The organism is Priestia sp. RMT2NF4, assembly GCF_047872835.1.
In the GTDB taxonomy this organism is placed as follows: Bacteria; Bacillota; Bacilli; order Bacillales; family Bacillaceae_H; genus Priestia; species Priestia zanthoxyli.
Genome location: NZ_JBLQZO010000002.1, coordinates 57,393 through 80,533 on the forward strand (window position 1 = coordinate 57,393; position 23,141 = coordinate 80,533).

Consider the following 23,141-nt stretch of genomic DNA (forward strand, 5'->3'; position numbering starts at 1 on the left):
AATTCTATACAATGCTTACATCACTTGTGTCTTACTGCTTTTTTCTTCTACCTCTTCATTTTCTTCAGCTGCTGAACTTAAGTACTCGTCTTTTCCAATAATGCCTGCTTCGCGATCCTTCTTTTCTAGCTCTAAGGCTTTTGGAACAGATAGCCAATATGCTAAACCAATGCCTATTAAACCTGCTGAGAACTTCCCGATAATAACTGGAAGAATTAATGTCGGCTGAAAATTGGCTGTAAAAGATAAATGATCTCCTAATAAAAATGCCGAGCAAACTGCAAACGAAATATTAATAACTTTGTCTTTTGGAGGCATGCTGCGAATGAGCTTAAACATCGCTAAAATATTAGCAATCGTAGCTAAAATACCTGCACTTCCTTCTTTACTTAATCCGAGTTTTTTCCCTACAGCTTCAAGCGGCTTTCCTGCATATTTTTGAAGCAAATAAACCATTGGAAATGCACCAGCAAGCATGATTCCAATATAACCTGCTGTTTCTAGCGCACGGAATTGATCCGCTTTATCAGCCATGATCGGATGAAATCCCCAGCTTCCAAATAAATGAGAGAATAGGCCCGTAAAAATTTCAACAATGGAGAAAACAAGAACTAGCTTAATTCCGGCATCCATAATACGCCCAAACCACATAAATCCTTTAATCATTAAATCTGGCAAGAAATATAGTCCTACCGCTAATAGCACAACAAATAATAAAAGTGGAGATAAATTCAAAATAATTTTTAAATAACTTAGCGTAAATTCGTATGTTGAATCACTGGTAGTGGAAATAATTTTACGCACATCAGAATTGGTTACCATAATCAAAACACTTGAAATAAAAGCACCGATAGGAATAGTTAACACACCTGACATAACGCCGAGCGCCATATATTTATGGTCACGTTTATCAAGCATGGCAAGTCCTACTGGAATCGAAAATACAATGGTTGCTCCGGCCATAAATCCTACTATCATGGCCATAACCCATCCTTCATACGACTCTTTTAATACGTGTGCTAATTGATATCCTCCCATATCCGTTGCTAAGATAGAGGTTGCAGCAATAGCAGGGTCTGCCCCAATAGCTGAGAAAAAAGGACCGCATACCGTACTAATAAACCAAGAAAGATATGGAGTTGCAGCCATAATACCAGCCGCTGGTATAAAAATGTACCCGATAGAATGTAATCCTTCCATGAATTGCTTTCCTAATCCTTCATCACTATTTCTAATCGCAGCAATAGCCCCACACACTGCACAAGTCATGATAATATAAATCACGATTTTCCCAATGATAACCACACCCAATTCCCCCTATATGATGATTTTTATTTAAACAGATAATAGTTTAACTATTTCTATCTATTTAAAGCATATGAAGTAACCTGTTAAGAGCTTTGCTGCTAGAGAAAGATTAAAATTGTTCCCTTAAAAAAGACAAAAAGGTGCCAGGTGGTTTTTTATCACTTAAAACCACTAAGCACCTTTGCTCAAACTATTTACTTGTACAGTGAGGTTAAGTTCCATATTTCTCAATGATGTGTTTTGCTAATTTCTCTAGTGTAACCTGCTTTTTCATGCTAATCGTTCGCATTTTTTTGAAAGCACGATCTTCTGTTAAATTATATTTATCCATTAGAATTCCTTTTGCTTTTTCAACAATTTTTCGTTTTTTAAGTTCGTTATTCATTTCCTGAACTTTTTGCTCATACATTTTTGCATTTTCTGCTTGTTGTAAAGCAATTTCAACTGCTGGAATTAAATTGGATTCAGAGATTGGTTTCACTAAATAGCCTACTATATTCGCTTTTTTCGCTTTATCAATAAACTCCTTCTGACTGTATGCTGTCAACAGCAGAATAGGAATATTATATTTATTTGAAATAATTTCACTTGCTTTTAGTCCATTTAACTTAGGCATTTTTATATCCATAATAATTAAATCTGGCTTTAGTGCAAAAGCTAATTCAACCGCTTTTTCTCCATCTCCAGCTTCTCCTACTATTTCATAACCATTATCAGAGAGCATCATTGATAAATCTAGTCGTACAATTGACTCATCTTCGACAATCATAATTCGTTTAGTCACGGTGTCCGCCTCTTTCTAATGGGAACCTAGCTGATGCCATGGTGCCATTTGCAGTTCTCTCAATCGAAAATTGACCAGATAAATCGTGAGTGACCATCATGGTAACTATATCTAATCCTAAAGATGGCTTGGCTTCTCTTGAGTACCCAATACCATTATCTTCAATTGCAACCTCTATTTCATGGTTATTCTGTTGAAAAGAAACGTGAATGTTACCTTCTTCTCGCCCCTTAAACGCATGTTTCATACAGTTTTGAATAAGCTCATTAATAATTAACGCTATGGAAACAGCTTTATCCGACTTTGCAAAAAGCTGAGTGCCCGAATATTCAATTGAAATATTTTTATTTTCATCAGTAGCGCTATACACTAGCATATTACCAATTTTCTCAATCAAACTAAGAATATCTACATTGTCTACGCTAGAGTTAGAAAGAATAATCTCATACACAGAAGCGATACTTAAAATCCGGTTAAGACTCTCAATAAAATGAGCCTTGCTTTCTTCAGGAAGTCCCCTTCTCATCTGAAGCCTTAATAAACTCGCAATAGTCTGTAAATTATTTTTGACACGATGATGAATTTCTTGAATCATGACTGATTTAACAACAAGTTCTCTTTCTCGCTCTCTAAGTTCAGTCATATCTCGAAATGTAATAAAAGCACCATTCGTTGGGCTTTCTTGTTTTAAACTAACTTTTTTGACTTGAAATACCTTATTCAAAATAGTCACTTCTTGCATAAACAACTTTTCTGGATGATAAAATAACTCTTCTAAACAAGGGAAATATTCGATGATTTGATTCCCTACCTTACATTCTGAGGAACAGACTTCAGAAACCAAATTGAAAGCAGCTGAATTAAAATATAGAATGTTTAAATTAGGATCAATAAAGAAAAGGGCCTCTCCAATAAACTCTGGAATAAGCGAAGCATTTTCTGTCATCTCCATTAAAATTTCGCTTAACGTGTCATTAGTATTTGATAACGTTTTCATTTTTTCTTGACGTTCAACCACTTCACTCATATCTTTCTCCATAATCAATGTAGCGATTACACGATTATTAAATCCTTTAATAGGAACTACACTTTGTTCTACCGTTTTTCCTTCTTGTGTTAAAGCACGATTTAAAGACATAGGTTTTCCATTTTTCAGCGTGTAAAATACTGCTGGTTCAAACGCTTCGTACACAAATTTCCCTGCGACTGGACGTTCGTAAACTGACGGTGCAGTTTCTGGTGCTGCTTCTGCCACTACGACCGCATGCTGCCCTTCTTTTGTTAAACAATCAATAAACACATTTGCTCGGTTTAAATCAGCAATAAGCGGCAAGTTTTTAGCAACTTCATCAATTTTTTGAATATCTACTTCTGCTAGATTTGTATGAAGCCTGCATAAAGAATTTAAGGATAATGTATGAGTCATATGTAAACTCCTAGCTGCTTTTAAACATTTAAGCATTAAAATATTAGAATATAATAAGTATTATATTTTTCTGAACTTTCTTTGTCAATGACCCATTTTGATGTGAAAATATTTACTTTACGAAGGAAACCTTATTTCTTCTATGACTTGTCACCTCTTTTTCTAAAGATGAAAGTAGACCATGGTGAACTATCTACCAGGTGAATGTGCACACATATGGTCCCCTTGCTTTAGAGCTTTTTCTCATAAAAATAGTATTCTGTTATTTTGTTAGTAATAGCTTATGTAACGAGTTTTGGATTTTAAAAAAAGATAAGATCTACTATGGTACCGTTTGATAAAAAGAAATACCTAATAAAATCATGTAACAAAAGAGAGCTTTAATACAATTTCGGTGTAGATAGGAATGTGGATTGCTATGTTTGTTGCCATATTTGGGAGCACATACTCGGGGTATAGATTAAACAAAAAAAGGAAAGAAGCAGAAAAAAAGAGATCCTACAGCACGATAGCACGCTGTATTGTCTCTTTTTTTAGCCTTTTTGCATTTATATAGACTACTTGAGATGAACTTAGACGTATGAAGCGATTTTCAATTTAGTTCTGTAAAGCATCTTGTATTTTATACTAAATCATAGTCTAACTCTTACCTCCGTACCGTCAGTAGCTTTAACATCTACTAGCACCATTCCCTTATGTTTCTTTAGTTCCTTGACGATAGGCTTTAACACGCTTTTATCTATTAGCGGAAAAGTAAAGTTCAGCTCTTTTCTTTTAAAATGTTCTTTTGTCCATTTATCTACATGCTTCTGGATAAATTTCGAAAAAGCAACGCTAATAGCAACATTTAAAAGAGCATATGGAATTGGGATACTAAACCGAGCTTCTTTGGTTTTCACTTTTACATGAATCATAAGCAAGCCGCTACTCAATGATGACTGAAACGGTATCTCCGTTCGCCGATTTAATATCAACAATCTGGCCATCTAACTCGTTTTCAATTGCTTCAACAATCAGGTTTATGTCTATATCTTTTACATATTTTTCTGATTGAGGAATACTTGCTGCGATGCTGTGTCCAGCCATTAATACCAGCTTGACAAGCTTTATTGGCAAATTAACCTTCACATTATCATTTTCAGTTGAAACAACTCGAATTTTTAACGTTTTATCTAAATACGCATTCGGTTTCTTCAAAAGCTTATTGCCTGTTTCTTCTTTTTCTTTTAACACTTGAATCAGTTCTGATCCCTTTTCTGCATCAATTTTTCCTTCTTGAACCATTGTTAACACTTTTGTAATTTCCTCTTTCATAGACAATCCCCCTATTCTTCTTTTAAGAGCTTGATGGCTTCTTCTGCTGTAATTTCACCATTTTCTAACATAGACACAACTTTTTTCTCGTCTACTTCGTTTTTCTTCTTTTCTACATATCCAAGAGATGAAATGATGTCAGTCAGCTTGCCTCGGACGGTTGGGTACGAGACGCCCAGTTCTTTCTCAACTTCTTTGATATTTCCTCTGCACGTTAAAAACACTTCTACAAAATGAAGCTGATCACTCGATAAAGATGCCAGCTTAGATAATTCAAACTCATTTTCAATCGTCGTGTGACAATGGCTGCACTGCAGCTTTGTAATTTTTAACGTTTCACTGCAGACAGGACAATTTGTAAGTACTTTATAAGCCATAATCAAATCTCCTTCTTTTAGTTAATTTGATTATACAACAATTATTTAATATTAAAAAACAATAAAATTAAATAATTTTATATTAAAAATTAAATATATTAACTTTAATTTTAAAAATATTGATAAATCGTTCTAAAACCAAAACAATAAGAGCCCAGATTCTTCACACCTAAAAAAGTAAACACAAGATAAAAATGTTTATTTTTGGAAAAATATGTTGTAAAATACATTTGGTACTATAAAATTATTTTTGGTACCAAATGGAGGTTTTTTATGAAAGAAAGGATTACACAAGAAGCCATTTTTTTAATTCAGCAAAAAGGTTTGTCTTTTACTATTAGCGATTTGGCTAAGAATTTAGGAACGAGCAAACGAACCATGTACCAACATTTCAGCTCCAAAGACGACATCATTGACTCGATAATTGAAAATCTCATCCTACAGATCAAGAACAAAGAAGAAGAAATCTTCCATGATGAAAGTCTAAGTTTGCTTGAAAAGATTACTCAAGTTCTTATATGTGTTCCTGAAGAGTTTAGTACAATGGACATTCGCCTATTAGTAGATTTAAAACGGCTTCACTATAATCAATGGGTTAAGATAGATGACTTTCTAAAGCAAGAGTGGAATCTAGTGGTAAAACTTATGGAAGAAGGCATAGAAACCAGAGTTATACGTGAAATTAATTTACAACTGTTTGTAGAGCTATACCTAGGCGCAATCAACCAAATTTATCAGCCAAACTTTTCGCTAAAAACTAACTTAACAATGAGTGAAATATTAAAATCTGTTATTGATATTCTTTTGAATGGCATTTCTATAAAAAAATAAGGTGGCGAAAAGATTTGCATTGGCTCTATCTATGTTTAGCTATTCTTTTTGAAGTAGCTGGTACAACGTCCATGAAATTATCAGACGGTTTTACTAAAGCTATACCAAGTGTGCTACTTATACTTTTTTATATTTGTAGTTTGTACTTTTTAACGTTAACTTTAAAAAGTTTAGAGGTTTCAATCGCTTACGCTATTTGGTCAGGGATGGGGATTATAATTATTACGCTAATTGGATTTATGTACTTTAATGAAAGTGTAAGCCTGCTAAAAATTGTTGCTATAGCTCTAATCATTATAGGGGTAGTGACATTAAATATGACCGGGGAAAAAGAAGCTAATACTAGTAAATCAACTTTGGAAGAACACATGAGGTAAAAAGATGAAATATTTAAAACCTTTTTTTCTTGTCACAGATATAGGATTTATTGTTTATTGGATTGTTACTTACTTTGAATGGATACCCAAAAGTGCAGCCTTCAAAGATTATGATAACCCTATAGTCATGGCTTGGAACTGGTCGTTCTTCCCTCTAGATATTCTTATTTCATTCACTGGCTTATTTAGCCTATATTTATACAAGCTGCATAGAGAATCATGGAAAGGATACGCTTTAATTTCTCTAGTGTTAACATTTTGCTCAGGGCTACAAGCCATTGCGTATTGGGCATTTATTAAAGATTTCGATTTCACATGGTGGGCTTTTAATTTGTACTTGATGATTTACCCTCTATTCTTTATAAAATTACTTATAAAAGGCAATGAGGATCAAAAAAGTAAACTTTTCATTTAATGAACGTTTTAAAATCAGTTTAAAGCAATAACTAAAGAATTATTAAAACCTCTTGAGGAGGGGTAACAAATAAATAAGAAAATCGCTAATATCATCATCTTTTTTATGTGGTTTCTGTTCTTGCTTCTTCTATGGATCATCTTCTCTTTTTCTAAAGGCCAAGGTGGAGAATGGTGGTCTATGTACCATTTGAACTCCCATAAATATGGTCCTTGGGCTTTGGGGATTTCTTACATAAAAATTAGTGTTGCTGCGGTTATTTCGTTAGTAATAGCCTATATCGCGAGTTTTGGATTCAAAAGAAAGAAATAAGATCAACTGAGGTGCTACTTAATAAAAGAGGATTTCTAACGTAGCTTTTATATTTTAGGGAGAAATGCAAAACCACTTATACAAGAATTCACACACATATAATTCTAGTTGTTTGAATTGAGGTTACAGTTCTTCCTGTAACCTCTTTTATAATTCCTTACCTGCAATTTTCTTTTATATAAGTGTCATATGAGGTATTTTTTAATTTCCACAAGTTTGATCATGGGAAGCAGCCTTTCTAATTCCTAGGACGCCATTGGCTACCAACACTACCTTATTTTTAAACATAACGTTTACATCTCTTTTATTGTCAAGCTCTGGAGAATTGCTATATTTGCGTGTTCACTCATTTCGCTTGGCCTTCTTTACTATCTTTTTTAAGCAGATTTCCTAAACCTAAAAGAACTCAGTTAACAGCTAGAGTAGAAGCTGGATTATAGCAACAGATAATTTCAGAAAAAATTTTATGGTTTTGTAATTTCACGAAAGTTTCTCTTGCCTCCCTTTCTGTGTTAAATTCAAACATGATAATATTATGTTCTCTTGAATAAGCATTGATTACAGTAACCACCCACATCAAAAATCTCCTAGGGCTGTTACAATTAAATTTGATTCTGATAAATGAATATCTCTGGAATTCTTATGAATAGCTGCTATACTTGTAGACTTATTTGGAATAAACCCCTTTTCTAACCGAATAGAACCGCTTTGAAAATTCCATGTTCCCAAGTAAATCTCCCCGTCTCTTACTATTGATATAATAGATTAGTTTATTTAATTGTTTACAGCAGCATCTTCTTTACATGCTTTGATAACATCCAACCAATGATCTGGCTTTTGTCCTTTAAACTTTTCTTTTAAATTAAATGAAGCCAATGTTTCTAACTTACTTTTTGCCGCTCTAGACATAACAGAATTTAAATTAGAGGCCTCTAGCATTTGAATAGAGCCGTCTAACTCAATTGATCTTCTTAATGCATGTATAGAGGTTCCAGTTACCAATCGGTTCATTGTTTCTCTAAAGCTCTTACTATCTAAAGTTTCACTAATAGAATCTAAGACTAATTGTTCTACATTAAATTCATGAGAAGCTTCTAATAACTCTAGATAAAGAGCAACTACACCTTTCATATAAATGCTGCGAATTAGCTTTACAGCAGAGGCATCACCAGGTTTTTCACTTACTTTAGTTATGTCCATACTGTACGGAGTCATTAAAGAAATCAGTCGATCTACACCATTACCACTTGCTGAAATAGGAACCTTATGTTTATAAACTGGCAGGGGACCTAGCATTGCGGCATCCACAAAGAATGCATTCTTCTCTTGTATATTTATATCAATTTTTTGTTTTACGATGGGAGTGGAAGCTGATACATCTACATAGATACAACCTTTCTTTATAAATGGTTTTAGCATCTCACTAACTTCAAGTGCTTTATCTGCGGGTACTGCTACCATTACTATATCTACTTGTTTTAAAACTTCTTGAGGTCTACAAAGAAGCTCTACTTGAGCTTGATCAGCCCGTTCTTTAATTTGTGGACCAAATGTAGGATGGTCTATCATAACATCATGAGCAAAAATGGTTTCTAACCCTTCACCTTTTAGACCCACTGACAACTCAAAGGCCGCCTCTCCAAATCCAATAAAACCTAATTTCATTTTAAAGCTCTCCCTTCTGTTTATAATCCATATACTTTCATTTGTTCTCTTAACCATGAAGGCTGAATGTTCCCTCCAGATTCACCTTGCAGACGCGCTCTTTCAAATGCTTGGATCGTTTCTAAACGTGTTTTCTCATACTCTAGTTTTTTTTCCGCTTTAAAAAGAACCTCTTCAATCTTTTCTTTTGGAACTACAACAACTCCGTCATCATCACCTATAATTAGATCTCCTGGAATAACAGCTACGCCTCCACAAGAAATAGGTTTATGTAACTCACCTGGACCATCTTTAAGAGGACCATTCGGAATAAATCCTTTTGAGAAAATAGGAAATCCTGATTGACTAAGGGTCTCTTTGTCCCGAACTGCCCCATCTATAATAATCCCCTCAAGTCCAATAGCTTTAGCTGCAGCTGCCATTAATTCTCCAAGGTAAGCATTTGCCGTATGCCCCTTTCCATCTACAACTAGTACATATCCTTCTGTACCATCATAGATTGCCTGATGAAGAAATAAGTTATCTCCAGGTCTTAAACTTACAGTTAGAGCGGTTCCAACTACCTTCATTCCTATAGATACAGGCTTAATTTTATAATCCATTGAGCCTGTACACCCCATTGCATCGGATATAAGAGTTGTATTAAGAAGGTTTGCTCTCTTAATAATGTCTTCAGATAATACTGGTGCTAAATTACTCACTGATATACACTCCTCTTCGATTTTAATATATTCTAATCAATGCTCTACTCAGGATAACGCTTACAAAATTAAATTAATAAAATTAGATATTGCCCCCCTATTCGCAGAATATCTACAGTTTATTTGCTGCATTTTTGAAAAAGATAGAAAAACATCGTAAAAAATAAATAAAGTAATAAAAATTACTACATTTTTTATTTAAGTAATATTTATTACTATAATCTTAAATGTATCTTATCACCGGTGCCTAATAAAGTAAATCTATTTTTGTAAATAAAGCACAGGAAAAACATATCCTAAGCTTTATTGCTTAGAAGAAACATTTTTACATAAAAAAGTAAACATGCTAAAATTCAAGTAAGTATTGTGATAAATACTTTTTATATGCTTAAAAAAATAAAATTTACAATATAATCTGTTTAATTGGAGCGAAGGTATGGAAAATCCAATATTAAAATTAAAAGATAATATCTCACAACTAACAGAAACTCAACGGAGAGTAGCAGACTATATCCTTAAAAATCCTGTCGATGTAGCTTTTTTAACGGTTGATCAATTGGCTTTGACAGTAAAAACTAGTACGACCACGATAATGAGATTAGCTTTTAGTCTAGGCTATTCTGGATATGCAGAGTTTCAAAAAGGACTTCAGGAGCTTTTACGTAACAATGCTGCTCCTCAAATCAGATTAGAAACAAATTTGAAGGGCTTAGATGAGAGTGATTTGTGGATGCGATGTGCAGAAAGTCAATTCAATAACATTCAATCAACAGTAGAAATGATTTCTACAGAGAGCCTAAATAAAGCGTTAGAAATGATTGTCTCTGCAGACCGAATATTTTGTACAAGCGTTAGAAGTGGTTTACCCGTGGCACAGCATCTATCTTTTGGGCTTAATCGACTACTCGGAAACTGTGAGCTAATTGTCTCTGACTTAAGTGATTGGGTGGATAAAGGAATTACTTTAACTTCTAAAGATTTAGTTATTGCAACCTCCTTTCCAAGGTACGCTAGAAGAACTGTTGAGTTTGTAACAGCTGCCAAAAGTAACCATGCCAAGGTCATTTCAATTACCGACAGTTATTCTTCTCCTTTAGTTAAGTACTCAGATTTAGTACTGACTTGTAGCTCGAGTAGTATCGCTTTTCATAATTCACCTATAGCGTCGCTACTTGTGGCCGATTATCTTGTAAGTGCGATAGCTATAAATTATCCAGAAAAGACAAAGGATCGTCTCGATAAAATCACTTCAATCCTTACAAAAATTAATTATCATTACACTGATTAAATTTACGAATGTGGTAAAAGCATGAAATATCGAATGTATAAAATAATTCGATATTTTATGTTTTTACCATTTTTTTTTTCAGTTAAGTCTAATACTTCCCTTTCACTTTTCATTTCTATAAAAAAACATTTACTTTTCATTAGAAGCCATGATAGTATACTTTTAAATAGTCACAATTATTACAACAATTAAATAAAAAGTAATAATTATTACTTCAAAAGATGGGTTGTAATAATGAATATAGTTAGTTCTGTAAAATCATTTTTAGATATCATCCGGAGATATCTGACTGCTCCCCTACTAAGATATTACAAAGTGACTATAAGTTTATTAATCCTAACACTTGTATTTTGCTTGTTAACACGAAAATGATGAGAGCAGTACCTTTGGTTCTAAGCAATCATCAACAAAAGATTTTAGTAAAGGAGTGATTAGTTAAAGAAACACGAGAATAGAAAATAATCTATTAATGATTCTATATATACAGTGGGCTTAAGGGGGGAATTCACGCTAGTTTTTTTGTAAACCCTTACATTCGTTCTGATACCAGGTTTTAAACCAATAATATGTAAAAAAAGCCAATTGTTTTCTACTAATGAATGATTGTGCAAAGTAGCTTTATAATAAAGAATGATAGTTAGATAGTTTCATGAGAATTTAAAAAGTATGACATTAAAGATAAACAAGAGGGAAAATGAAAGAAAGTTCTAGAGGGGGTATAATATGTTAACATTTTTAGGTTTTTCGATGATTGTAGTATTTATGTATTTAATCATGAGTAAGCGTTTGTCTGCCTTCAGTGCATTAACAGTGGTTCCTATTGTTTTTGCTTTATTGGGCGGCTTCACTGATTTAGGACCAATGATGATGAAGGGTCTTGAAACCATTGCTCCGACAGCAATTATGATTATCTTTGCCATTCTCTATTTCGGGGTGTTAATTGATACAGGATTATTTGATCCCCTAGTAGCGAAAATTCTAAAAATGGTAGGCGGTGACCCTCTGAAAATTGTAATGGGTACTGCAGTACTATCTTTAATAGTTGCTTTAGATGGTGACGGTACCATTACATATCTAATTGTAGTAACGGCATTTCTACCCCTATACAATCGGTTAGGTATGAATAAACTTATTCTAGCCTGTATTCCTGCATTAGCAATGGGTATCATGAACATGACTCCATGGGGGGGACCTGCTGTACAAGCTGCGGCGGCAGTAAAAGCAGATGTAACTAGTTTACTTATACCCCTTATTCCTTCTATGATCGCAGGAATGATATGGATTTTGGTGGTTTCATATTTTCTTGGACGACGCGAGCGTAAAAGACTTGGAGTTATCAATATAGATACAGAATTTAATAATGAAATTGCTGCAGCTCTTGATGTAGGAATGGATGCATCAATAAAGCGTCCAAAATTATTTTGGTTTAACTTAGCTTTAACACTTTTACTTCTTATTGCTTTAGTTCTAGGGTTCTTACCATTACCAGCTTTGTTTATGATTGGATTTGCTATCGTGATGATTGTTAATTACCCAAATTTACAAGATCAAAAGGAACGCTTGCATGCTCACGCAGGGAATATATTAACGGTGGTTTCCATGATATTTGCTGCAGGTATATTTACTGGAATTATAGATGGAACAGGTATTGTTAAAGCTATGGCGGATACTTTAATAGCCGTTATTCCTGATGCTCTTGGCCCAAAATTAACATTAATTGTTGCCCTTATAAGTATGCCATTCACATTTTTTATGGCAAATGCCCCCTTCTATTTCGGGATTATTCCTATTATGTCTGAAACGGCTGCTCACTTTGGCATCCCTCCACTAGAAATTGGTCAAGCTTCTTTACTAGGGCAACCCTTGCATCTATTAAGTCCACTTCAAGGTTCTATTTATGTCTTAGTAGGACTCCTTGGCATTGATATAGGTGACCATATTCGCTTTGCTGCCAAGTATGCCATTGGAACAGCGTTAGTTATGACGATTGTGGCTGTATTATTCGGAATACTATCTATATGAATGATTTATGGGAACATACAAAAGAGAGAGCTGATTCTTCAAAACAGCTCTCTTCTATATATTTAACTTTAAATTACATTAAAGATTGAAATATAACATAAGCAAATCACTAATCAATCATGACTGATACAGTATCTCCGTTTGTCAATTTGATCTCAACAGTTTAGACATCAAATTCATGTTCAATTGCTTGAATAATAAGGGGATGTCTATATCCGCCAAATTAAAAAATAGTGCCTACGTAATCCCACTTAAGGTTTTAAATCAACTCCATTTTTTCACCTTTTCAAATAAATACTGCACTCCATATAACAAATATGCCTTGTAGTGAAGGTAGATAAAAAATTGAAAATGATTTATTCGGTTTAAACTTACAATTTTCAACCTTTTAAGAACATCAATAAAGTAAAAAGCAAAGATTCCATCAGCTATAACATTCAGCAATAAAAACTTCTTAAAGTTTCCATATGAATATTTAAGCAGCCACATTGAAAGAGGCATATAAGGCCCAATGCTAAAAGGAAGTTCATCTTTTATAAACGAATCTTTTTTATCATAAAATTTCCACCACTTCCTCTTATGCCCATACAAATGATTAATAATTTCAAAGATAATAATAAAAATCCCTGCTAACGAATAACGTCTTATGCTGCGTTTTCCTATAAACAACAACGACAACCACGGAATCGCTATTATAGATAGGTTAAATCCTAAGTGTTTTCTTGATATCATAAGTGAACTCACCTCAACGTACTTTATCTAGTCTTCTTATAGTGTCCGCCTATTACAAAAAAAACACAGACCATCCAATGGTCTGTGTTTTTTATTAATGTGCTTTTTGTTCAACATTGACTCTCTTGATAAAGAACGAGATAACCAATCCAACAATGGAAACAATGATCGCAAAGACAAACGCGTGTTGAACACCGTTGGTAAAGGCAAGAATTTGATTTAGTGGATCCATTTTATTTGATACCGTCTCAAGGAAGCTTCTTGAACCCGATGAAAGAATGGAAATTCCAACAGCTGTTCCAATTGCGCCTGAAACCTGCTGTAAAGTGTTCATAATCGCTGTCCCATGCGGGTACAGCTCAGGTGGAAGCTGGTTTAATCCGTTTGTTTGAGCTGGCATCATAATCATCGAAATGGCTATCATAAGCGCAATGTGCAGAGCAACGATAAACCCTGTTGACGTTTCCAGCGTTACGGTTGAAAAACCATACATGGTGCCGGCTACAATCACAAGACCAGGGATAACTAACCATTTGGGACCAAAACGGTCAAATAATCCGCCCATAACCGGTGAAAGAATTCCGTTAATCACTCCTCCAGGAAGAAGCATTAGACCAGCGGCAAAGGTTGATAAAGCTAATGATGTTTGTAAGTACAGAGGTAAAATCATCATCGCAGACAGCAGTACCATCATGCAGACTAGAATTAATAAAAGACCAATTGTAAACATTGGATACTTAAAGGCTTTAAGGTCTAACATTGGCTCTTTCATCTTCGTTTGACGAATAGAGAATGCAACTAACGCGATCGTTCCAATGACAAGAGTTAGAATAACCTGTAGACTTCCCCAGCCCCCGCCTTCTCCAGCGCTGCTAAATCCAAATACAATTCCTCCAAAACCTATCGTTGAAAGAACAACGGAAATCATATCGATTTTTGGCTTTGTTGGTGTCGTAACGTTCTGCATAAAGAAAGCTCCAAACACCAAGGCAACCACTAATAACGGAAGTGAAATCCAAAAAATCCAGTGCCACGTTAATGTTTTTAAGATTAAGCCTGATACAGTTGGTCCAACAGCTGGCGCAAACATAATAACGAGGCCGATGATTCCCATTGACTTTCCACGCTTATGCGGCGGAATAATAACAAGAATTGTGTTAAACATAAGCGGTAAAAGTAAGGCCGTTCCCACAGCTTGCACGACACGGGCAATCATGAGCACCCCAAACGTTGGTGCGATAGCGGCAATAAATGTTCCGATAATCGAGCAGATTAGCGATGCTATAAAAAGCTGTCTCGTCGTAAACCGTTGAAGAATAAAACCTGAAATAGGTACCAGAATTCCTAACGTTAATAGATACCCTGTTGTTAGCCATTGTGCCGTTGTTTCGTGAATACCAAAGCCTGAAATTAGCTCTTTTAACGCCATATTTAGCGCTGTTTCACTAAATAAACCGATAAACCCGGCAATAAGAAACGACGTAATAATCGGCAGCGCTTTGATGTTAGAGCTTTCGGTTGCTGTTTGTTGATTACTCATATTAAATTGTCTTCCTCTCTTTTACGTACTCTTTTTGGTGAATTTTTTTCTATCTCAATGATAAGTTGATTAGCAGACAAACGATACATACCGATATAAAGATTAGTAATAAGTTTAAGACATTGTGCTGATTAAGCTTTTTCCTTCTCTTCTCTTTTGACCGGATTGCTTTTTGTCTTCTAAATTCGTTTCTTTCCACAGATACCTCTCTCTCCATTTCATTTCTAAATTACGTATGTAAACTGTTTCCCATTTATGTATATGCTTTTTCAATAAGCAAGATAGAACTAAAAAATGAAAAGAGGAAAGGCACATATTTATACCATTCCCCTGCACAAAGGAAAAATGAATTTCCACTTTGTATCCAGGAATATTGTAACACAGCTATAAGCACTGTTTCTATCTAAAATATACTAAATAATGATATCTATATACCTAACTCAGTTCACTCGCGACAATTATAATTTGTTTCTGTTATTTTGTTGGGACTGACATATATAGTGATTTTTGAATGTAATAGAAGTTGAGCTTCTATCATTAATTTTTTATATTTAAATCCAATATAGAACATATGTTCCTAAAAGTCAATCTTCAACAACAATCACAAACAGAGCCAACTAAAAAGATATTCTCCTAAACAGAAGAATATCCTAGCTGAAAATTCATTTGAATAACTAATAGTTCTGAACAGAATGATTGAATTCAGTGTCTCCATTTTAAGATATGTTCATTTTCCGTTTGAAGCAGCTTCGTCATATAAACGATTTGTCCCGTATGATAGGCATAATGTTCAACGGCATATAAGATAACACTTAAGCAAGGCTGTATTTTACTTGGTTCTGGAATTAAGGTACTTGTTGTAGAGGGCATTTGTATGGATTTTTCTAAATCGTTAAAATCAAAATTCCCGATAACTTCTTTACTTTGTTGTCGTGTAAGGATTAAATTTTCTATCAGCTGATCAGCGTTCATTACTCTGTTGTCAGTAAACTCTTTAGATCGCTGTCTAATAAAAGGCTTACCACCAATTATGCTGGCGATAAATGCATATTCGCTGCCGGCAAGATGTAAACACAAGTTTCCAATACTATTCGTTTCTTGACGGAACTTTTTCCAAATGTCATCATCTTCTAGTCTACTAATACAAGTTTGAATTATATTCAATTGTGTATCAAGGGATTCAATACTTTCTTTTATGAAGGAATTCATCTAGGTTCTCCTTTTGGATTTTTATTCTATTTTATAAATAATTATACATATTTCCATCTATATTTGCACTGTATTTTTTGTATTAGTTATTAATTTACATAAAACATACCTGTAAAGCGTACATGTAGAAATGAAAAGAGCAAACTCCCTTGCACGTGAGTTTGCTCTTTCTCTTCTTCATTCAAATTTCTTAAGTTTAACTTATTGTCCTATATCCTTCATCCTTTTAAGAGCTTTTCTATATTCTTGATCTCTCATATGCAGCATTTTATCAGGAGAAGGTTTAGGCTGGCCAAACTTTTTCAAAGCTTCTCTATACTCGCTGTCACCAATGACTTGATTCGAAACAATCTCTTTAGGCGAACGCTCAAAAACGGGAGTAGCTTTTTTACTGTGAACCTCTTCGGTACTCAGTTTTTCTTTATTTTTTTCTTTATCATGCGGCTTATGAGCCAGCTTGTGTCCTTTACCTGTTAGAAACATCAAAAACGAGAGAATGAATACCACAATGCTCAATACACACGAAAACGTAGAAAAGGTATGATACGTAATGATTTCAGATTTTACATGTAGAGACTGAGTAAAATTTTCTTTACTAGCAACCTGGCTCTCTGCACTTACCGTCGCAAGGTTATCTTTATACACCTTTGCAAAAACAATACTGCTGATTACAGGAATGACTGCAGATACTGTAACTCTTATAAATTGAACCGTGACCATTCGAGGGACTAAACTTGGTAGTGGTCCGCCTAAAGCAGCACCCATAAGACCTGCAGCGACTGTGAATCCTACTCCTGCGATTAAAGCAGCGAAGTTACTAACAAAGAGAAAAGCTGAAGCATGACCGTCCACATACATCCACTGTATGTTTACTCCCATAATAATGACGGCTCCTATAATACCTAATACGCCCGGCCCGACTTTATCATATAATACGGCACTTAATATGGCCGCAATTACTATCCCCGCAAAAAGCCCGATATAGATCAGTGACATCTCTCCTTTATCAAAACCAGATCCACTTTTAAGCAATCCTTGTAGAGATAAAAGAGTGAGACTCATACTAATATTTCCTATAACAGCGATTAAGATAGCGAGAGCTGGTTTTCGAGAAGCCACTAATCGAAAGGGAATTAAAGGATTTTTAATATGCCATTCTGCTATAAATAAAAAACATAAAAAAATGATGCTTCCTACTATGCCTATCCATACATAAGTAGATGCCCATCCTGATTTTTGGAGATTAATTAATGTAAACGTAATAAATGCAGTAACCATAAACATTAACGCTACACCGATGATGTCAAATGGTTCATGATGTTTGTTCTGCTGCTTGGCGTGATCATTTGTTAAAAATTTGTAGCTAAAACCTATTCCCAGTAAGGAAAGTACGGCCGCTATATAAAATAACCATCTCCAGTGTCCGTAGCTGTTCACTAACATTCCGAGAAAAATACCCACAACGCTAGATCCATAAAACCCGCCAATAAGAATCAATAATGCCAAGTTCCGTTTCTGAATCGGAAAAGAAAGAACCAGCATTGGAATCATCATCATAAGTGCTAAACCCGTTCCTGTCCCTTGTAAAAAACGACCAATTCCCATTCCTAAAAAGCTGTTAGAAGCAATACTTACGATAGCTCCTATAAGAAACAAACACATCGAAAGAACATAATTCCTTCTCTCCCCTAACTTGTGTCGCAGGATAGGTCCAAACGGAATACAAAATGCAAAGCTTATAACCCCTATTAAAACCGGTGTTATTGAAATATAAGATTGATTGTGAAACGTTTGTTGGAGAATTTCACGTATAGAATTTAATGACGTGTTTAACATTAAACCAGGACCAATAGCTAAAACTGCCAGTAAGGAAATCCCCCAGTGTTTTTCTATTTTCATACTACAATTCCTTTCTGCCTTTCATGATTGTAAAATATCTTTATTTCAACAAACTAAAAAATAAAGCTTCAGTAAGGAAGCTTTATTTTATTTTCTAAACCTGCCACTCGAATTGGCCCTAGAAGGGTTAAACGGGTTAATTTATCAGCCATAAATGCAGGGCTAAATTTCATATCGCTTTCTAACCAAGAACAAATGACACCTATATGAGCTGATGTGATATAGCTAATCAGGATATCTTTAGGAATATCCAGTCCATCCTCTGCTTCTCCAATCGAAGAGATTAGCTCTCCGTACACTCTTTTCTTTACGATTTCCGTCATATAACTTCTGAATTGAGGCAATCCTCGGTCACTTAGCATGACTTTAAAATAATCAGCGTGTTCGTAGATGAATTCAAAAAGCTTTAAAAAAGAAACAGACTCATCTTTTTCTTCTACTTCTGAGGAAGCCTCGTTATTTTGTTTAGGCTTTACCTGCTCTATTAGTTCTTCTAAAACTTCATTCATGATTTGAACAAGAAAGTCTTGCTTATCTTGATAGCGTAAATAAAATGTTCCTCGCGTTAATTCCGCTTTTTCCGTAATTTCTTGAATCGTAATGGACGCGACATCTTTCTCTTTAAGAAGTTCGACTAAAGCGTCTCTTAAGTATTTATTTGTTCTTTTTATCCTAGGATCTACTTTTGTTTTTTTAGACATAGTTGATCTCCTTGTATCACTTTTATTAAGACATACGATGGACTATTTAAACTATCCTGTATCATCAGCATATATTCTATACATAATGTAAACTAATGAACATTATGTATATTAAGTCTCACAAAGTATTGCCAATCTGTCAATATCAAAAATTGGGTAGGGTTAAAACATTCCATTATTAGAGATGGATTGCGTGAACTCAAGAGTGAAATCTTTTTTAAAAACGTTCAAAAGAAATGGTATTAGAAATGAAGGAATAGTAAAAATTGATATTATGGAGGTGTTTTCTTATGAAAAAGTTTGAAGTAACGTTTCATTTGATCAATGGTGAAATCAGTCATATAGTTGAAACTAAATCACTTATTCGTGCAAAGAACTACATACAATATAGATTTGAAGATAAAAGTAAAGTATTGGACTTAGCAAATGACTTGGTACTCGTTAAAAGCAGCGTTCAATACTTTACCGTAGCTGAAAAAGAATAAGTAATGATATAAACAGGGTATAAATTGCTTGTTACACCGCTGTTAATTTCCATGCAAGGCTTCGCTTTTCGCAGGCGGCAAGTGAGCCCGCAGGAGTCTTGGCCTCGCTATCCAATTAACGGCTACAAGCACCTACATTCACCCTCATAATAAAAAAGATCCGAACGGTTTATCGTTCGGATCTTCAGCTCTTTTCTAGCTATTTTTTCACCCAGTTGTCATTACTATCCTTTTTGTACTTTGTTTTTACCGCATTCCACGCAACTTTATGCGCCGTAGCTTCTTCTTTGTATTCGTCACTCGCTGAGTTAAATGCTTCTTTATAAATTTCCTGAGCATGATGAGGAAGGTTCTCTTTTACTCCATCAGGCAGTTCTTTTAATGAATTGTAGGGCATATAGTATTCCTCCTTGAAAACGTCTTTTACTACTGATTTACCTGTTCTTAATGAGTATAAACATTTAATAAATAATGAAAATGAATGCCTCTTAAGCTAATTATAGTAAGACAATTTTTAATAAATTATATATAGGATGATGTAGTGTAAAAAGAAATCCAACGAAAGAATGTATATAAACTTTAATTTTTAAAAATAGCTTCTCGAATGGTAACTAATGATATAATTACCTTTAACTGTATAAAGGGTGATTTTGTTGATAGAAGATTTAATTGGAGGAACACTACCGTTTTTCCCTCCCAAGGAAACAATGGCTGCTAAAAAAAACTTAAACTTAGTCTATTACGTAAGCAAGAATGGTTTAGAACGCCTTAGTTAAGAAAGGATCGACGAACTATGAAAAAATCGAATAAAGATCACTTACTTTGGAACATGTTAAAGTTATGGATTTCTATACCTAGAAATATTCGTGTAGCATTTCTTTGGGCTTTTATTTTAGGACTCTCCTACTTGGGCTGGGTAAAGCTAATCCACCGATTTATTTAACATTAGCAATTTACTTTCGGATCGTTTTTATTGTGAAATAATCCAGAGGAGTTATTTGAGTTGTAAAAGATAAAAAAGCTTATTGGAAAGGGATAGATTCATATGGCTGTAAATATGATTTTTAATCCATTTTTTGCTTTAATAGTCCTTGTGGTAGGGATGTGGACAGCAAGTACGGTTCACCAATTTTTTGGGTTAGTATCGATTTTAGGAGGTTTGTTATTAGGGTTCTCTACCTTATTCAAAAACGGTACAACAATCAATAAAAAGTCAAAGGTTTTACTTTTTGCATCTTTTGTTTTTCTGTTGAGTTTATTCTCATCAGCTTACTTGGTTGTATCGGCCTTTATCTTTCATTTCTAAAAACACTTTAAGTAAATAAATAAGCAGATAAAAGGATCTTCTAACGAAAGATCCTTTTTTAATGGGGCTAATGCGTATTATGGGAACCAACATCCACTAGTCCTATGTTAAACTGTACATAGAAATATCGATGAGTCTGGAGGCAAGGTAATGAAACGTGCAATAGGAATATTTCTTATTGCTCAAGCTTTATTAACGTACTTAACTATTAATATGATTTATACTCCTTATACAACTACAACAGTGAATAACAATACGGGAGCAGTGACAGTTTCGTATAGTTACCCTTGGGTATATTGGTTAGGTTTTATTGGCTTGGGCATTATGCTTATAGTGGGAACATATTTAGTTTTTGCCAAAGATAAGAAGCAGATTTTTAATTAAAGGTCTGCTTTTATTTCTATCGAAAAGTCACATTATGATACATACGTCTTTATAAGGATTTTAATATATAATTAAGACTAAAAAAGAATAATTTCAGAAAGAGGAAAATGTGTGAAACGTAGTCGTTTGTTGCTTTTATCGTTAATGAGTAGTTTGCTAGTTATTCTAGTATCGTTATTCCAGTGGGATCTCGTTGATATAATAACGGAATTTTTAATGTTGCCTGTCTGGTTATTTGTCTATGCCTTCTTTATCATCATAACTGTATGGGCATTGATTCACCTTTTTAAAAATAGAAAGTGGCAGCCGGTTGTTATTCAGTTCATTACTATTATATTATGGTTCTTCTTTCCCTTTACTCAAGTCAACTTGGATTTGAACTTTAAAATCCATCAAGAGAAGAGAGAAGAAGCTGCGGCTAAAATAGAAAATGGCGTGATTAAACCTAACGTACCCGATAGTCCATCACTTATTCAATTGCCAAAAGAGTATACTCAATTGTCTAAAGGCGGAGGCGACATTGAAGTAGAAACAAAAGGAAAGTCGACATCAATTCTTTTCTTTACGTACCGCGGGATGCTAGACAATTTCTCAGGATTTGTTTATGACCCAAATGATCATAAACCTTCAAAAAGCGATTTTGACGGAGATTTTAAACAGATAGAAAAAGTACATAAGAACTGGTATTATGTATCTTCTTATTAAAAATAGATACTACTTAAAAACTGGCCCCAAATCGTTAGACACTGTCTGACAATTGGGGCCGGTTTTTAATTTTCATTCTTTAATTCAAGCTCTCTACTTCAGAATGCCGTTTTTTATCTACACGGTCAAAGTAAGCTTGTTCAAGAATTTGCATATAATCAGCCTCGGTAATTAAGCGAACGTTACTTGGCGTTGAGTTGTTTTGCATAGCCAACTTTACAATGCTCGGAAAGTCTTCTTTCTTTACACCCTCTAGCTCTTTTAGTTTAGGAATGTTTAATGATTCTGTTAATTCTATAATCCCGTAAATTAATTTTTCAACAGCTATTTCATCTGAATCTGAATCTTTGGCAAAATTCATATACCTTGCTAATGTAGCATGCAGCTGCTTATTCTCCATAGAATTAAAACGTAATACGTATGGTAAAAACACTGCGTTAGCAACTCCATGCGGGGTATCATAAAGTCCTCCAAGCGCTTCTGCTAAGCAGTGTACCGAAGCAACATCTGCAGATCCGAAACACAAGCCAGCTAAGAGACTTCCTTCCAGCATATCTTGACGAGCCGCTTCATTTTTACCATCTCGGAAAACGATAGGCAATGCTGAAACAATCGTTCTCATTGCTTGAGCCCCAAGCGCTTGTGATATAGGATTTGTTATTTTACACGTATAACCTTCAATCGCATGAACGAGGGCATCAATGCCAGTCGCAGCCGTAACAGAAGGAGGAAGACTTAATGTTAGTTCAGCATCAAGAATCGCCAAGACAGGTCTTAATGTACTATGTTTGAGCGTCATCTTTCGATGTGTAGATGCTTCCGTAATTACAGCAGACCGAGTAACCTCTGAGCCAGTACCTGAAGTAGTTGGAATACAAATAACTGGTGCAATGTTTGAATACAGAAGTCGGCCGTCTGCATAGTCAGATGGTTCCCCGCCGTTTGGGCCGCACAGCGCAATAGCTTTTCCTGTGTCCATTGCACTCCCGCCACCAATGGCCACAACTGCCTCCGCACTAAAGTCACGAAATAACTTAGCACCTTCCAAGCAGTTCGTATCTCGAGGGTTTTGTTCAATTGAATCAAATACCAGCACTCGGTAACCAGAAGCCTCCAAGGCAGTTACAATTGGTGAAACTAATCCTGCACGAACCACACCAGGGTCACTCACGACTAAAATTGATGAACCAATATTTAAAGATGTCAGCATTTCTGGTAATTCTCTAGCTTTCCCCATTCCTACCTCAATTTGAGTAGAACAAAAATAGTTATAAGATTTCATTTATACCCCTCCCGTTGTCTAAAATCAAATACATATCTTAAGAAGTACTAGTTTTTAAAATTTCATCATGGCCGGTAA

The 23,141-nt window shown here is 34.7% G+C and carries 25 protein-coding genes; 9 read left to right on the forward strand and 16 right to left on the reverse strand.

Annotated features, from left to right (window positions below; all coding sequences use genetic code 11):
• Positions 1-15 precede the first annotated feature (15 nt).
• From eutH to ACMX9J_RS09390, 6 genes are all read right to left on the reverse strand, one after another.
• On the reverse strand, positions 16-1,305 hold the full coding sequence (gene eutH / locus ACMX9J_RS09365; RefSeq protein ID WP_116740204.1) for an ethanolamine utilization protein EutH: 1,290 nt from the start codon (positions 1,303-1,305) through the stop codon (positions 16-18).
• Positions 1,306-1,519: 214 nt separating this feature from the next.
• Entirely contained in the window at positions 1,520-2,092 is a 573-nt protein-coding gene (locus ACMX9J_RS09370; RefSeq protein WP_028409891.1) for an ANTAR domain-containing response regulator, read from the reverse strand.
• Positions 2,085-3,518: a sensor histidine kinase gene (locus ACMX9J_RS09375; RefSeq protein ID WP_028409890.1), complete on the reverse strand. Its 1,434-nt coding sequence runs from the start codon at positions 3,516-3,518 to the stop codon at positions 2,085-2,087. Before ACMX9J_RS09375 ends, ACMX9J_RS09370 begins: the two co-directional genes overlap by 8 nt.
• A 632-nt stretch (positions 3,519-4,150) precedes the next feature.
• Positions 4,151-4,432, reverse strand: coding sequence for a hypothetical protein (locus tag ACMX9J_RS09380; RefSeq protein WP_416225716.1), 282 nt, complete (start codon positions 4,430-4,432; stop codon positions 4,151-4,153).
• Between the two features lie 10 nt (positions 4,433-4,442).
• Positions 4,443-4,832, reverse strand: a complete 390-nt coding sequence (locus ACMX9J_RS09385) for an SHOCT-like domain-containing protein (protein ID WP_016766321.1) — start codon at positions 4,830-4,832, stop codon at positions 4,443-4,445.
• Between the two features lie 11 nt (positions 4,833-4,843).
• Positions 4,844-5,209, reverse strand: a complete 366-nt coding sequence (locus ACMX9J_RS09390) for a DUF2089 domain-containing protein (protein ID WP_028409887.1) — start codon at positions 5,207-5,209, stop codon at positions 4,844-4,846.
• Between the two features lie 273 nt (positions 5,210-5,482).
• On the opposite strand from ACMX9J_RS09390, the gene ACMX9J_RS09395 reads away from it, so the two are divergent.
• Genes ACMX9J_RS09395 through ACMX9J_RS09405 form a run of 3 tightly spaced genes read left to right on the forward strand, consistent with a single transcriptional unit; the run spans position 5,483 to position 6,832 of the window.
• Positions 5,483-6,040: a TetR family transcriptional regulator gene (locus ACMX9J_RS09395; protein WP_416225717.1), complete on the forward strand. Its 558-nt coding sequence runs from the start codon at positions 5,483-5,485 to the stop codon at positions 6,038-6,040.
• A 14-nt stretch (positions 6,041-6,054) separates the two neighbouring features.
• On the forward strand, positions 6,055-6,417 hold the full coding sequence (locus tag ACMX9J_RS09400) for a DMT family transporter (RefSeq protein ID WP_416225718.1): 363 nt from the start codon (positions 6,055-6,057) through the stop codon (positions 6,415-6,417).
• A gap of 4 nt (positions 6,418-6,421) precedes the next feature.
• The gene (locus tag ACMX9J_RS09405) at positions 6,422-6,832 is read left to right on the forward strand and encodes a YvaD family protein (protein ID WP_416225719.1); all 411 of its coding nucleotides are present in this window, start codon (positions 6,422-6,424) and stop codon (positions 6,830-6,832) included.
• A gap of 888 nt (positions 6,833-7,720) precedes the next feature.
• Here ACMX9J_RS09405 and ACMX9J_RS09410 read toward each other — a convergent pair.
• Genes ACMX9J_RS09410 through ACMX9J_RS09420 form a run of 3 tightly spaced genes read right to left on the reverse strand, consistent with a single transcriptional unit; the run spans position 7,721 to position 9,510 of the window.
• The gene (locus tag ACMX9J_RS09410) at positions 7,721-7,873 is read right to left on the reverse strand and encodes a hypothetical protein (protein WP_155404188.1); all 153 of its coding nucleotides are present in this window, start codon (positions 7,871-7,873) and stop codon (positions 7,721-7,723) included.
• Between the two features lie 45 nt (positions 7,874-7,918).
• Positions 7,919-8,809, reverse strand: a complete 891-nt coding sequence (locus ACMX9J_RS09415) for a prephenate dehydrogenase/arogenate dehydrogenase family protein (RefSeq protein ID WP_416225720.1) — start codon at positions 8,807-8,809, stop codon at positions 7,919-7,921.
• Positions 8,810-8,829: 20 nt separating this feature from the next.
• A complete protein-coding gene (locus ACMX9J_RS09420) occupies positions 8,830-9,510 on the reverse strand; it encodes an RraA family protein (protein WP_416225721.1) in 681 nt (226 codons plus the stop codon).
• 436 nt (positions 9,511-9,946) lie between these two features.
• Here ACMX9J_RS09420 and ACMX9J_RS09425 point away from each other — a divergent pair, with 436 nt between their 5' ends.
• Together ACMX9J_RS09425 and ACMX9J_RS09430 are read left to right on the forward strand one after the other, a co-directional pair.
• The gene (locus ACMX9J_RS09425; protein WP_416225722.1) at positions 9,947-10,798 is read left to right on the forward strand and encodes a MurR/RpiR family transcriptional regulator; all 852 of its coding nucleotides are present in this window, start codon (positions 9,947-9,949) and stop codon (positions 10,796-10,798) included.
• Between the two features lie 723 nt (positions 10,799-11,521).
• The gene (locus ACMX9J_RS09430; RefSeq protein WP_416225723.1) at positions 11,522-12,820 is read left to right on the forward strand and encodes a CitMHS family transporter; all 1,299 of its coding nucleotides are present in this window, start codon (positions 11,522-11,524) and stop codon (positions 12,818-12,820) included.
• A 264-nt stretch (positions 12,821-13,084) separates the two neighbouring features.
• On the opposite strand, the gene ACMX9J_RS09435 is transcribed toward ACMX9J_RS09430, so the two are convergent.
• From ACMX9J_RS09435 to ACMX9J_RS09455, 5 genes are all read right to left on the reverse strand, one after another.
• Positions 13,085-13,552 (reverse strand): hypothetical protein, encoded by a 468-nt coding sequence (locus tag ACMX9J_RS09435; RefSeq protein WP_416225724.1) that lies wholly within the window; start codon positions 13,550-13,552, stop codon positions 13,085-13,087.
• A gap of 94 nt (positions 13,553-13,646) precedes the next feature.
• Entirely contained in the window at positions 13,647-15,092 is a 1,446-nt protein-coding gene (locus tag ACMX9J_RS09440) for a DHA2 family efflux MFS transporter permease subunit (RefSeq protein ID WP_416225725.1), read from the reverse strand.
• 702 nt (positions 15,093-15,794) lie between these two features.
• Positions 15,795-16,301: a DinB family protein gene (locus tag ACMX9J_RS09445; RefSeq protein WP_416225726.1), complete on the reverse strand. Its 507-nt coding sequence runs from the start codon at positions 16,299-16,301 to the stop codon at positions 15,795-15,797.
• A gap of 201 nt (positions 16,302-16,502) precedes the next feature.
• Complete coding sequence (locus ACMX9J_RS09450) at positions 16,503-18,200, reverse strand: MFS transporter (RefSeq protein WP_416225727.1); 1,698 nt, start codon at positions 18,198-18,200, stop codon at positions 16,503-16,505.
• A 68-nt stretch (positions 18,201-18,268) separates the two neighbouring features.
• Positions 18,269-18,901: a TetR/AcrR family transcriptional regulator C-terminal domain-containing protein gene (locus tag ACMX9J_RS09455; protein ID WP_416225728.1), complete on the reverse strand. Its 633-nt coding sequence runs from the start codon at positions 18,899-18,901 to the stop codon at positions 18,269-18,271.
• 290 nt (positions 18,902-19,191) lie between these two features.
• On the opposite strand from ACMX9J_RS09455, the gene ACMX9J_RS09460 reads away from it, so the two are divergent.
• The gene (locus ACMX9J_RS09460; protein WP_028414863.1) at positions 19,192-19,386 is read left to right on the forward strand and encodes a hypothetical protein; all 195 of its coding nucleotides are present in this window, start codon (positions 19,192-19,194) and stop codon (positions 19,384-19,386) included.
• 199 nt (positions 19,387-19,585) lie between these two features.
• Here ACMX9J_RS09460 and ACMX9J_RS09465 read toward each other — a convergent pair whose 3' ends face one another.
• Complete coding sequence (locus tag ACMX9J_RS09465) at positions 19,586-19,783, reverse strand: ChaB family protein (protein WP_416225729.1); 198 nt, start codon at positions 19,781-19,783, stop codon at positions 19,586-19,588.
• Between the two features lie 648 nt (positions 19,784-20,431).
• Between ACMX9J_RS09465 and ACMX9J_RS09470 the strand changes: the two genes are divergently transcribed.
• From ACMX9J_RS09470 to ACMX9J_RS09480, 3 genes are all read left to right on the forward strand, one after another.
• Positions 20,432-20,692, forward strand: a complete 261-nt coding sequence (locus tag ACMX9J_RS09470) for a hypothetical protein (protein WP_416225730.1) — start codon at positions 20,432-20,434, stop codon at positions 20,690-20,692.
• 150 nt (positions 20,693-20,842) lie between these two features.
• Complete coding sequence (locus ACMX9J_RS09475; protein ID WP_047750116.1) at positions 20,843-21,076, forward strand: hypothetical protein; 234 nt, start codon at positions 20,843-20,845, stop codon at positions 21,074-21,076.
• A gap of 111 nt (positions 21,077-21,187) precedes the next feature.
• The gene (locus tag ACMX9J_RS09480; protein ID WP_047750115.1) at positions 21,188-21,781 is read left to right on the forward strand and encodes a hypothetical protein; all 594 of its coding nucleotides are present in this window, start codon (positions 21,188-21,190) and stop codon (positions 21,779-21,781) included.
• Between the two features lie 79 nt (positions 21,782-21,860).
• On the opposite strand, the gene ACMX9J_RS09485 is transcribed toward ACMX9J_RS09480, so the two are convergent.
• Positions 21,861-23,063 (reverse strand): iron-containing alcohol dehydrogenase, encoded by a 1,203-nt coding sequence (locus ACMX9J_RS09485; RefSeq protein WP_047750113.1) that lies wholly within the window; start codon positions 23,061-23,063, stop codon positions 21,861-21,863.
• Positions 23,064-23,141: the final 78 nt, after the last annotated feature.